Here is a 2,715-nt window from a genome sequence, read left to right as displayed (position 1 = left end):
GGTATGGGGGTCTTGGGTGTGTTCATAAGAACCAAAGACCCCCTTTCCTTTTGTCCTGTCAAGGTCTATGCAGGTGAATAACCGAAAGGGGGGGTTATCAGAGGGGTTGGCCTTTCCGAGATGGGTTGGGCAGACCGCAACCCAGCCTGAATCAGGCTGAATCCAAGGGGGTGGAAGCTCAAGGAAAACCCAGTGGATAGGGGATAAACCGGAACTTTCCAACGGGGGAAGAAGGGGGGTGGCCTCCTTGCAAGTGGGAGGACGGGGGTTCAAATTCCCCCTCTACCAGGGACGGCAAAAACCCGTCCCTTGCTGGGGGCGGGTTTGCTTTTGGGCTAGAGGGGAGGGCCCCCAGTTTCTGCGACAGGGGATCGCCACGTCCCCTTGTGGCGAAGGCTCACCATGCAACCCAATGAAGAGGCTTGCCAGGTCCTCCTTTGGGGGCCCCCGTTGAAGCGAAAGTTTCGGTAGGGTGCTCGGCCCTAGGGGTGCCCGGCCGCCTCCTCATCCCCTCGAGGCCGGAACGCCTTGGCCCGCCCGTACCCCAGGCTGGTCTTGGCCCCCACGCCGCTAAAGAAGGCGAAGCGGCCCAGGGCGGTGAGCCATAGGGCCTCCTCCTCCGTGGCCTTGGGCAGGTGGTAGACCACCCGGCCCACGAAGCCGGTGGCTTCTGCGTCCCCCTCCACCCCCAGGGTGCGCCCCTCCAGCCAGCGGACGGTGGTCCTTTCCAGGAGGGCGGCCTGTACCCCTTCGGGGGGTTTTACGGGGGCGAAGGCGGCAAAGCGCCTCAGGAGGCTTTCCAGCACCAGCCGGGGCTCGGGAAGGGGGTAGTTCACCCCTTTGCGCCGGAAGAAGGTGGGGCTGTGGAAGCGCAAGGGGAGGTCGGGGGAGGCTTCCCCCTGGAAAAGGCGGGCGTAGGTGCTGACCCCGGCCCAGGGGTGCCCTTCCTGGAGCACTCGGCGCACGCGGAAAGGGGCCCCCAGGCGCACCCCCTGGCCCTCGAGGCCAAACACCACCGGCGAGAGCCGGGCGTAGAGGTCTTCCCGGAGAAAGGCCAGGCGGGCCCAGTAGGCCCTTTCCTTGCCCCCAAACCCTAGGCTGAAGGGGTTTTCCCCCTGGTCGTGTAGCTCGGGAAAGCCCTCCTTTAGGAGGCTATAGAAGAAGCCCCGGAGGCCCAAGGGGGTGGGCGGGGCCTTCCCCTCCAGCTCCAGCACCAGGGCGGCCAGGGTCATAAGGGGATGGGCTCGGCCTTGGCCTCCACCCCAAGGCTCTTAAGAAGCTCCCGGGCTAGCTTGGCCACCTGCTCCACGTCCCCTTCTTTGGGGCTTTCCAGGCCGTGGACCAGGAGGGCCTTGTTCCGCGCCCTCAAGGCCCCTTGGAGGCCCTGGAGGCGTTTGGGGTCCCAGGCTTTCAGGGCGGGATGGTCCTTGGCCTTTAGGTAGGCCAGGAGGTGCAGGAGGCCAAAGCGGTCCGGGATGCGGACCTCCTCCCCTTTGGGGAGAAGGGCCTCGAGGGTGTCCCGAAGCGCCTTTTCCTCCCCGGGCGCAAAGTGGGGGGCGTCAGGGTCCAGGCCCATGCCCAGGGCCAGGTGTTGGAGGAGGAGCTCCAGGGCCCGGTAGGCGTAGAGGGCCGCCAGGGGAAGGTGGGCCTTGGCCCCTTCGTACCCCGAAAGCAGGGTGGCGGCGAGCCAGGCCACGCCTTCCTTGTCCGATAGGTTCTTTTCCCCCAGCAGGGCCAGGATGGCGGTGAGGCCCTTTTGCTGGGCCTCGAGGGCCTTTCGCCTTTCGTTTAGGGGGTGCTTCAGGTGGGCGTCCCGGTCCAGCTCCCTGAGGAGGCTTTCCAGGGCCCTCCTCGCCCCTGAGAAGTCCAGGTCCTTCCAGGCTTGGTAGGTGCTGGCTAGGAGTCCATAGAGGCGGAAGCCTTCCTGCCCCGTTTTCCTGGCCGCCTTGTGGAAGTAGTCCGCGGCTTTCTTGAACTCTCCTTCTTGGTACAGGGTGCGGGCCAGGTGCTCGTCCACATCCCCCAGAACCTCGTAGGGGTTGGGGAGGCGCACCAGGTACTCCGTGCCCGGGATGGGCCGGCGCAGACGGGGGTCATAACCCTCGTTGTCCACGTAGACCACCTGGATCTCCGGGTAGACCCGCTGCAGGAAAAAGGCGGCCGCGGCCAGCCCTGAGGTCATGGCCTTGGTGCCGCCCGTGGGGTCCAGGGCCACCCGTGCCCCCCGGTGTTGGGCCAGGAGCCGGGCCACCTCCTTGTAGATAGAGGCCGCGTCGCTCCTGTCCACCCGGATGGGGTAGGCCGCTCGGCCGCTCTCTTTCCGGATGCGTTCCAGGTACTTCTCGCTCTCCTCCGTGTGGAGGAGGTAGACCCGCTCCGCCCTCGTGCCCAGGATGGCCAGGATGGTGGCCTCAGGGCTTGTGCCCACGGTGTGGATGGAGACCTCGTAGGGCTGGAACTGGGGGCGCACCGGAGGGTCTTCCCGCCAAAGGGCCAGGAGGAGGGGCCAGACGGTCTCGTTGTAGAAGGGGCTGGGGTCTTCCCCACGGTCTAGCTTCTCGTAGAGGGCTTTCCGGGCTTCTTCCAGCGGTCGTGTCAAGATTTATGTGTAAGCGTCTGTGTACGGGGGGCATACCTTTCCCGAAGCATCCCTTCCAACACCTCCTGCACCTCGGCAAAACCCTTCAACCTCCGCTCCGCCCACCTCCCTTCCTG

2 protein-coding genes, 1 tRNA gene and 1 pseudogene are annotated in these 2,715 nt (G+C 65.7%); 1 reads left to right on the top strand and 3 read right to left on the bottom strand.

What is annotated here, in order from left to right; translation table 11 throughout:
* Positions 1-182: 182 nt before the first annotated feature.
* Positions 183-288: transfer RNA gene (locus WKI94_RS11815), tRNA-Ala, on the top strand.
* 194 nt (positions 289-482) lie between these two features.
* Here WKI94_RS11815 and cas6 read toward each other — a convergent pair.
* The 3 genes and pseudogenes from cas6 to WKI94_RS11800 form a co-directional block, all read right to left on the bottom strand.
* Positions 483-1,232 (bottom strand): CRISPR system precrRNA processing endoribonuclease RAMP protein Cas6, encoded by a 750-nt coding sequence (gene cas6, locus WKI94_RS11810; protein WP_337845921.1) that lies wholly within the window; start codon positions 1,230-1,232, stop codon positions 483-485.
* Positions 1,229-2,599, bottom strand: a complete 1,371-nt coding sequence (locus WKI94_RS11805; RefSeq protein WP_337845920.1) for a TIGR02710 family CRISPR-associated protein — start codon at positions 2,597-2,599, stop codon at positions 1,229-1,231. Before WKI94_RS11805 ends, cas6 begins: the two co-directional genes overlap by 4 nt.
* Positions 2,596-2,715 (bottom strand): annotated as a pseudogene (locus WKI94_RS11800) (IS256 family transposase); the annotation flags it as partial. The pseudogene WKI94_RS11800 and the gene WKI94_RS11805, both read right to left, overlap by 4 nt.

The organism is Thermus sp. (genome assembly GCF_037444525.1).
Lineage (GTDB): Bacteria > Deinococcota > Deinococci > Deinococcales > Thermaceae > Thermus.
The sequence above is the reverse complement of the archived record's forward strand: the minus strand, read 5'-3'. Positions and strand labels throughout refer to the sequence as shown.